We start from the raw sequence: 9,160 nt of genomic DNA on the forward strand, positions 1-9,160 counted from the left end.
GTGCATTTTGATGTGCGACTGTTAAGTATTTTAATTTGGCTCGTTTTTTTGATGGGGGTATTTGGATTAGCGCTTCGGATCTTCGAGCGAATTTTTATCCGGGCAGGGGGAAATATTGGCGCTGATTTTATGGCCAACAGAGAAATGATTGCATCAGGAGGTATGGAAAGTGTCGCCTTGATTGGAGCTGTACTCTCGTCAATGTTTTTATTTCTTCCATTTCTGATCTTTTTCATGAGAAGTGCCGGTATTCCAAGGATCAGTCATTTTCCAATGCTGATTCTGTCGGCTGTATTTGCGGTTTCCGATGTGGTGCTTCAAGGATCTCGAAGTGGTTTGGTCATATTCATGGCCGTTTGTTTGCTTTCCGTTTTGATGACAGGATATATCAAGGTTTCTTTGAGGAATATCATTTTAGGAATGACCGCTGCGATTGCTTTGGTTTGGTTTGCAGGTATGGTTTTTTGGGTAAGAACAGTGCAGATGGGAGTTGATCCCATAGCGTCTATGGAGCTTTCGGGTTATGCACGGTTTGCCCCTGCAAGTGAGGAGGTTGTCAACTATCTGACAAACGATGGTGACGCTGGCTTATCTGGGCTTGTATATGCTTTTACTCACTTTAGTCAGTATATTACGCATGGGGTATACGAGTTTTTTTACCTTTGCGGATTGACTGACGGCGCGACGACGTATGGTTTACAGAGTTTTTATATTCCATCAAAAATTGTTATGTCTCTGTTAGAACTCGGTAAAATTGAGGATGTTTTAACGGCGGGTGTAGTCAGGCCGGGCGTTTACACTACACTGTTTGGGCCTGTGCTTTATGATTTTGGCCCGTTAGGCGCAGGTGTTGCTTGTTTATTTTTTGCTATTGTAATTGGCATGGTGGCGCGCAATGTAATAATGCGGAACTTTTGTTGGTTGCCAATGTACTTGATTTTTTGCACGTTTATACCTTTTTTTGCAGTGGTGAATTTATTCACAACAGGTCTCGGGCAGTACGCAATGATTGCGGCGCTTTTGTTGGGCATAATAATAAAATTATGCTTTTCAAATTTGTTTTTGAAGTGTGATCGCAGTGGATGATGTATTGATAGTGTAATCGGTTGCTTTTCTGTTTTGTATTTGTGTGTTTAGGGAAAAATATGAAGATTGCTATAGTTCACGATTGGCTTGTTACTTTTGCTGGGGCTGAAAAAGTATTGGCGGAAATTATTAATCTTTGGCCTGATGCTGATCTTTTCTCTGTTGTTGATTTTCTGTCTGCTAGTGATCGAGAAAAATTGGGTGGAAAACTTTCCAAAACGACTTTTATTCAACACCTCCCCAAAGCCCGCACCCGATATCAGCTATATTTGCCTTTGATGCCTCTTGCGATTGAGCAACTAGACCTTTCTGGATATGATCTTGTTATAAGTAGCAGTCATGCAGTCGCTAAAGGTGTCATTACCGGTCCTGATCAACTGCATGTATGTTATTGCCACTCACCCATTCGCTATGCGTGGGATATGCAGGGGCAATATCTGGCAGAGTCTGGCCTGGAGCGGGGGTTGAAAGGGTGGGCGGCTCGCTACATGTTATACAAGATCAGAGGGTGGGATAGCAGGACAGCAAATAACGTAGAGTTCTTTGTCGCGAACAGCGACTATATTGGCCGCCGGATTAGTAAGGTTTATAAGCGTGAGTCTGTAACTATTCATCCTAATGTCGCGGTTGAGGATTTTGAGGTGGTTGAAGGTAAGAGTGATTTTTACCTTACCGCATCACGAATGGTTCCTTATAAAAAAATGGATCTGATCGTCAAGGCTTTTTCGGAAATGCCGGATAAAAAATTGATTGTTATAGGTGATGGTCCTCAGTTTAATAAGGTTAAGCAGGCTGCTGGTCCAAACGTGACTATTATGGGGTATCAACCTTTTAATGTTTTACGCGATCACATGCAACGTGCAAAGGCATTCGTCTTCGCAGCTGAGGAAGATTTTGGAATTATTCCCGTTGAAGCGCAGGCTTGCGGTACCCCGGTAATAGCCTATGGTAAAGGTGGGGCGCTTGAAACTGTCCTGGAAGGAAAGACAGGAGTTTTCTTTCAGGAACAGACCGAAAGCTCAATAAAGAATGCCGTAAATAAATTTGAGACGGACTTCGTTTTTGATCCGCTTGCTATTCGTGCTCATGCTGAAACATTTGCAACTGAGGTTTTTAGGCGTAAATTAAAGGCATTCGTGGATCAGAAATCTTCCGATTTTTTTAAATTTCAAAAGTTTGTTGAGTAGCTCCGACTTTATATGCCAAGTTTAAATTGGGCTCCTCTTAGAAGCGTTGCTCACGAGCGGTGCTCCCTGGCAGTTGCATAACGCGTATGAGTCTCACTACTCATCTGCATGAAGTGATTATATAAGGTGAATTTTTATGTTGTGTCCGATAATTATGGCTGGTGGCTCTGGATCGCGCCTTTGGCCGCTATCTCGGCAACTCAAGCCTAAACAATTTTTATCGCTTATTGACTCTGAGTATTCGATGCTACAAGAGACAATCAGGCGACTTGAAGGTTTGGAGGCAGACTTACCTCGCTTGATTTGTAACGAACAGCATCGCTTTCTCGCAGCAGAGCAGTTGCGTCAGTTGGGGATGGATCAGGCCAATATTATCCTAGAGCCCGTGGGGCGCAATACAGCTCCGGCAATTGCATTGGCTGCGTTGCAGGCCATAAGTGAAGATCAGGATCCAATACTGTTCGTGCTGGCAGCTGACCACCTCATTCAGAATGTACCAGCTTTTCATTCAAGTGTTCAGGCTGCGTTGGCTTTCGCGGAGGCAGGTAAGTTAGTTACCTTTGGTGTGGTTCCGACCTCTCCAGAAACGGGCTATGGCTATATCGAGAAGGGTAAATCGGTCGGACAAGGTGGCTATACGGTCAACCGCTTTGTTGAAAAACCCGATCTGCAAGTTGCTCAGAGTTATCTTGCCTCCGGGGATTATTTTTGGAATAGCGGTATGTTCATGTTTCGTGCTAGCCGCTATCTGGAAGAGCTCACGCTGCATCGACCTGAAATTGTCAACGCCTGTCGGGAGGCTCTCCTGGGGGCAGAACAGGACATGCATTTTACTCGGATCAATGCAGAGTCCTTCATGAAGTGCCCTGAGGACTCGATTGATTACGCTGTGATGGAGCAGACCGCCGATGCGATCATGGTGCCTTTGGAGGCCGGCTGGAGTGACATCGGCTCATGGTCTGCACTTTGGGACGTTAGTCCGAAGGATAGCGATGGAAATGTCTTTGTAGGTGATGTGCTTCATGAGGGGATTAGCAGTAGTTACGTGTATGCTGAGCACCGCCTGGTTGCTGCTGTAGGGGTAACCGATTTGGTGATAGTGGAAACCAAGGATGCAGTGTTGGTGACCCATAAAAGCCAGGTACAGGATGTGAAGAAAATCGTTGAGCAACTTAAAAGCATAAAGCGTCACGAGCATGCCAACCACCGTGAGGTTTATCGCCCTTGGGGGGGGTACGATTGCATTGATAACGGCCCCCGCTATCAGGTCAAGCGCATCACTGTTAACCCAGGTGCGAAGCTGTCTGTTCAGATGCATCACCACCGCGCCGAGCATTGGATTGTCGTGAGCGGCACCGCGCAGGTCACCAATGGTGAAAAGACCTATTTGGTCACTGAAAACCAATCGACCTATATCCCCATTGGTCAGGTCCATGCTCTCGAAAATCCGGGCGTCATCCCGCTCGAGCTCATTGAGGTGCAATCTGGATCCTATCTTGGTGAGGATGATATTGTACGTTTGGAAGACAAATACGGGCGGGTTAAGCCAAAATGACCCCTAACGGAGTTATGGGGGCAGTTCTTGAATTTGCAATCTGGCTCATGTCTTGGTAGGTAGAATGCTTGACCCAGTTATTTTTTGTTTGTATTTGAGTATTCAGATTGCCGGGGTTTAGTATGCGTTATTCGGCCCCTATAATATCGGAGATTGTGTAAAGGACATGCAAGTCATTCATCGCTATCAGCCTACCTTTGCGGAGCGCTACCCTGTGCCCTTTTTTGTGGCGCTTCTGGATATGCTCATTGTAATCGCCGCAGGGTTGGTGGCCCATGAGTACCGTTTCGGCACCTTTGACATGATGGGGCGGTATAATACGGCAACCATGATTACTGCTATTGTTGTCGTTGTTTGTATGGCCTCTGGCGGCGTTTATGGTTCGCAGCGAGGGTATACATTCTGGCGACAATTGAGTGTGTTGTTGGTTTGTTGGTTCTCGGCCGCCGGCATACTTCTGTCATCGTCATTCTTCCTCAAAGTGTCAGACAATTATTCCAGAATCTGGTTTTCGTTGATGCTAGCGACTGGGGGAGTCTTTTGCCTGTTGCTGCGCTTGGGAGTGTATTTGTTATTACGCCGTTTGCGTTCTTCTGGAATGAACTTGAAAACAGTATTGCTGGTGGACTCGGGAGGCGAGTCTGCTGGGCAGTTGCGCAGCGGCCGAACATTGGATGGCTATGGGTTTAGAGTTGCGACGAATCTTAAGTATAGGCCTGATGAAGACTGGTTGCAGTGCTTGGCTGAGAGGGTAGATGAGCATAGTGTGCACGAAGTTTGGCTTTGTTTGCCTCTTAGCGAGGGAGGGGCCATACGTTCAATTCTTTATGCTTTACGCCACCATACGGTTGCCGTACGTTTTATTCCCGAATGGGGAGATATTAGATTACTTAATCATCGGGTAAGCCATATTGCCGGCCTTTATTCCTTGGACTTGAGCTGCAGCCCCATCGACGGGCCGGCACAGGTATTGAAGCGGCTTGAGGATTTGGTGATTGGTGGATTGATCAGCTTGTTGATACTGCCATTATGTTTCATGATTGGTATCGCTATTAAATTAAGTTCGCCTGGGCCCGTGTTGTTCAAGCAATACCGTATGGGTATTAATGGTAAGCACTTTAAGGTTTATAAGTTTCGTTCAATGGTTGTTCATAATGAAAGTGGCGGTGACGTTACGCAGGCCTCTCGCAATGATAGTCGAGTGACGCGCGTCGGAGCGTTTCTGCGGCGTACTAGTCTGGACGAGTTACCGCAGTTTTTTAACGTACTGCAAGGACGTATGTCTATCGTTGGGCCACGTCCTCACGCGCTGGCTCATAATGAGTATTACAAAGATTTAGTTGAGTCGTATATGCAGCGACACAAGGTCAAGCCAGGTATTACTGGCTGGGCGCAAGTTAGCGGTTATCGAGGTGAAACGGATACCTTGGATAAGATGCAGAAGCGCGTTGAGTACGACCTTTGGTATATAGATAATTGGTCGTTGTGGATAGATATAAAAATAATATTTCTTACGGTATTCAAAGGCTTTGTCAATAAAAATGCGTTTTGAGTATTTTGAATTAAGGTGTTGATATGGTAAGTGGTGTTCGGCTTCTTGGCGACAAGCCTGTAAGCGCTAAGTGGCAGGTCATAATGCTTTGGGCGCTGGCGATAGGCCTATTTATCCAAATAAGTGGTAGGGTATGGATAGTTTCAGGGAGTGCGCGGAACGCGCAAGTTTATCTTTGGTTGTTGCTTCCGGCGTTGATTTTTTTTATTTTTACAGTTTTAAAAGGAACCGAGCGGCGTATAGGTGCTCAGTACATACCTTGGATTGCTTTTCTGGTATGGGTAGCGCTAAGTAGTACCTGGGCATTCAATTCCGAAACAAGCTCACTATCCTTTGCTAAACGTGGGCTTTTCATTACTTTGTTCCTGCTTGCCGTATTCCTGCTAATGGATAGAGGAGAGGTCTTACTTCGTAGGGCTCTGTTAGGTGGGATATTGCTCGTTGCATTAGGGGCTTTGGCAACACTGATTTATCAATTCTGGTGGCTAGATCGTCCATTGACCTACCGGACTTTTCGCATTGATCGTCTAGGTATTGGAGAAATTGCAAACTATCGATATCCAGTAGCCGCCGGTATTTTTCATGGTGCCATAGCTACGTGGGTCTTCGGAGTTGCCATTGATCAGCGCGTTAGTCTGCGGAAGGCGCTGTTTTGGTTTTTGGCCTTTGCCGTACTGGTACTGTATGTGCTTTTGACGTATGCCCGTGGAGCTTGGGTCGGTGTAGGTGTAGGTTGTTTTGTTGCTGTTGCGTTGCAAAATTCTCGAAGAGGCTGGTGGATTCTGGGGCTATGCTCTTTGGTGGCAGTAGCCGCGACTGTTATTTGGTGGGAACACCTGCTCAACGAGTTATTTAAGCGCCAGCTGTCCGGTAGAGGCCCAATTTGGAATTACTATTTCACTGTGATGCAGGATCATTGGTTATTTGGATACGGCGTGGGAACACCATTTAACTATGATTGGCCCAATGGAAAAACTTCTTCGCCTCATGCCCACAGTCTTTATCTTCAGCAGATATATGACAGTGGTTTGATATCAATAGCGTTGCTGGGAGCAGGCCTGCTTGGCGTGTGTTATAAGGCTTGGTGTGACCGAAGTAATCCTTGGGTTCGATTGGCATTTCCAGCGCTTGTTTACGCTTTGATCGTGATGCTGACTGACGTCGAACGCATCTTCACCCGTCCTGGTAATTACTGGACTGTATTTTGGTTACCTATCGCTATTTTGCTCGCTGTGCAAACTAAATCCAAAAGGCTTGCATTGGATGGTTCATCTGCGGGGTGACGGTGGAGTGTAGTTGTCTTATTTGGGACAATACCTTCGCTGAGTTACTCGATAATTTGGGATGGAAGAGCACTCGGCTAGAGTTCGAAAGCGGCTGAAAAAATCACTTCACGGTGTATCAGTTTATTCATGTGGTGCGTCGCAGCTTATTAATGATTGCACTTTTAAGTGGCTTTTTCATCTGCATGTGTTCTGGTCAAACCATCCCTCTTGGTTACACCCTGACTTAGCAAAGACAGCAGTCATTGTTTCTTGATACGTAAGTGTCTGACGCCAACCAGCGCTGGGCGTCCCTGTAGAATGTCTCTGCAAGTCTTGCCTGAAGCTTTACTCCGTGCACAAAACGTTGCGAGTCTATAGATCTGTTCATCTATACAGTAAGTTGGTATTAAAAAAAGAGTGCCCTGCGTTTGCTTGGGGGTATGATGGCGCCTTTTTTTGCATGGAGGGTTCCCTTTCGTTAATATACTGTCTGTAAATGCCGTTAGGTTTAAAAACAATTGATATAGGTAAGCCCCTTGTGTATTCGGGGAGCGGTTTTCTTGTGGAATATGCATCTGACCGTGGGGTGGGTGCCGTATCAAAGGAGTCGGCGGCAGAATGATAGGCTACAGATCGGAGATTGACGGGCTACGGGCGATAGCGGTAGTCAGTGTTCTATTATTCCATGCAGGTTTTAGTTTCTTGCCGGGAGGTTTTGTAGGTGTAGATGTTTTTTTTGTAATCTCTGGCTATCTGATTACATCCATGATTGTTAAAGAGTTGGATGGGGGGCGGTTCTCATTTTTGAACTTTTATGAACGTCGCGCCCGCCGTTTACTGCCGCCTCTTATCCCGGTTTTTATCGTGGCATGGTTGTTTTCATTTTTTCTTTTTAATGCTCAACAGTTCAGTGATTTTTGCCGAAGTGTATATGCTGCCCTCGGGTTTGTTTCTAACTGGTTCTTTTTGTCAGAGGTTGCGTATTTTGATGGTCCTGGGGAGCTAACTCCGTTACTTCATATATGGTCGCTCTCTGTAGAGGAACAATTTTATTTTGTTTTTCCGGTGCTTCTGCTGGCGGTATGTAAAGTTTGCCGCAAGCGGCTTCTTTCAATAAGTGTGTTTTTGGCGTTTGTTTCGCTTATATATTCTATATATTTGATTGAAGGATTTGAGCGGGAAACTGCTTTTTACAGCTCATTATCAAGGTTTTGGGAGCTTTTAATCGGAGCAATACTTGCTATTTCAGGACTTCGGGCACCTCGTAAGGTATTAATCGTTGATGCCCTCGAGATTACGGGGTTGTTACTGATTCTGGTACCTGTTTTCACCTACTCAAAAGACACAGTATTTCCAGGGGCTGCGGCATTGCTCCCGACGGTGGGAACTGCGCTGATAATTTCTGCTCAGGGGCACGGGAGGATTGTCGCGACGATCCTAAAGTCTAAGCCTTTCGTTTGGGTCGGTTTAGTTTCCTATTCTCTATATTTATGGCACTGGCCGATCCTCGTTGCCATCCGTACAGCTAAACCCGCAGCTACTTGGAGCGATCTGGCAGCTGGTCTATTGTTTGCTTTTTTGCTTTCGGTTGCCTCGTACTTTCTCATCGAGCAGCCAATCAGAAAGAAAGCTGTTATCGGTTCAACGCGTCAAGCATACGCAATGGCGGCAACCTTTTTGATTGGGGCTGCAGCGCTCGTGTATGGAAGTTCAACTCCAAATTTCGCAGGCGTTCAGCTGGCTGCGTTCACTGAGACTCGTGCAAAGTTATACAGCGGCGACAGGGCAACTATGATTTCTCGGATTGAAGAGGAAACTGCCATTTATATGTCTAGTCTGAATGTGAACTTTCACGGTAAGATTCCGCAGTATGATTCTAAAATTCATAGTGGGTGGACATGCAGTTACGATCAGGGCAATACGAATGACCGTTTATTTCTGTGTCTAACCTCTCAAGCTAAAGCGGAAAACGTTCTCGTTATGGGGGACAGTGTTGGGCGAGACACTCTACATGCATTGAGAAGAGCATTTCCAGATACGAATTTTATAATGCTCCATCAGTCAAGCTGTCCGCCGGGCGATGTTAAAACTAAGTGTTTTTCACACTCGGCTGAGTTGCTCAGGCGCCTTGCGGGAGCAATAAATATAAAGGCTGTTGTAATAAACTTCCAGTACCGGCCTCGGGAATGGGTAGATGTAGAGTCCGGAGTGTTGGCGGCAAAATCCATCACTAAGAATGTAATCATGTTGGGAGTCTCCCCGGTATTAGGTATGACCTCAGCGGACTACATAAAATCCTTGCCTAATGACCGAGCCATACCTTTGTTTTTTCCTGAGGATAACAAAAAAATTATTCGGTGGAGCTATCAAGATCTCGTTAATGACGCCCGTAAAATGGCTGAAAAACATAATATATTTTTTGTCAACGTATTGGATTTTTTCTGCCCCTCCAAGCAATGCAGACTGTGGGTCGATAACAGATATGGGGATCCTCTACTGTTTGACCTTCAGCATC

At 45.8% G+C, this 9,160-nt stretch carries 6 protein-coding genes; all 6 read left to right on the forward strand.

Features of this window, described 5'->3' with window-relative positions:
- Positions 1 to 1,086, forward strand: a 1,086-nt coding sequence (locus GSM73_RS06815; protein ID WP_218575627.1) for a hypothetical protein, incomplete at its 5' end; no start/stop codon positions are given.
- 59 nt (positions 1,087 to 1,145) lie between these two features.
- Positions 1,146 to 2,273 carry a glycosyltransferase family 4 protein gene (locus GSM73_RS06820; protein WP_076385758.1) on the forward strand — a complete coding sequence of 376 codons (1,128 nt, stop codon included), beginning with the start codon at positions 1,146 to 1,148 and terminating at the stop codon, positions 2,271 to 2,273.
- Positions 2,274 to 2,409: 136 nt separating this feature from the next.
- On the forward strand, positions 2,410 to 3,828 hold the full coding sequence (locus tag GSM73_RS06825) for a mannose-1-phosphate guanylyltransferase/mannose-6-phosphate isomerase (protein ID WP_160891940.1): 1,419 nt from the start codon (positions 2,410 to 2,412) through the stop codon (positions 3,826 to 3,828).
- Between the two features lie 166 nt (positions 3,829 to 3,994).
- Positions 3,995 to 5,380 carry an undecaprenyl-phosphate glucose phosphotransferase gene (locus GSM73_RS06830; RefSeq protein WP_076385754.1) on the forward strand — a complete coding sequence of 462 codons (1,386 nt, stop codon included), beginning with the start codon at positions 3,995 to 3,997 and terminating at the stop codon, positions 5,378 to 5,380.
- 23 nt (positions 5,381 to 5,403) lie between these two features.
- The gene (locus GSM73_RS06835; RefSeq protein ID WP_160891942.1) at positions 5,404 to 6,663 is read left to right on the forward strand and encodes an O-antigen ligase; all 1,260 of its coding nucleotides are present in this window, start codon (positions 5,404 to 5,406) and stop codon (positions 6,661 to 6,663) included.
- Positions 6,664 to 7,263: 600 nt separating this feature from the next.
- Positions 7,264 to 9,160 (forward strand): acyltransferase family protein (locus GSM73_RS06840; RefSeq protein WP_160891944.1); only part of this gene is annotated, 1,897 nt, incomplete at its 3' end.

The sequence above is a fragment of the Pseudomonas sp. PICF6 genome, from assembly GCF_009831705.1.
In the GTDB taxonomy this organism is placed as follows: Bacteria; Pseudomonadota; Gammaproteobacteria; order Pseudomonadales; family Pseudomonadaceae; genus Aquipseudomonas; species Aquipseudomonas rhizophila.